The organism is Photobacterium sp. R1 (genome assembly GCF_054600795.1).
In genome coordinates this window covers 1-261 of record NZ_BAAHZP010000660.1, presented here as the reverse complement: position 1 = coordinate 261, position 261 = coordinate 1, and the positions used below count along the sequence as shown (strand labels likewise).

The following is a 261-nucleotide window of genomic DNA, read 5'->3' as shown; positions in this document are numbered from 1 at the left end:
AACAGAGGCACTTCACGGTATTCCGCTGCCAGTGCTTTAATGGCGTCAATCACGTTACGCACTTCAGGCAGCATGACTTGCTCACGCGCTTCTTTTAGCATCAGAGCGTGTGACAGGTTGTTGATGTCCTCAGAAGTACAGGCAAAGTGAATGAATTCATTCACCGCGTGCAGCTCAGGCTGATCAGCCACTTTTTCTTTCAGGAAGTACTCCACGGCTTTCACATCGTGGTTAGTCGTGCGTTCAATGGTTTTGATACGC

Annotated in this window: 1 protein-coding gene; it reads right to left on the bottom strand. The window is 49.0% G+C overall.

What is annotated here, in order from left to right:
- Positions 1-261, bottom strand: a 261-nt coding sequence (locus tag ACYP03_RS26715) for a lyase family protein (protein WP_459782766.1), incomplete at both ends; no start/stop codon positions are given.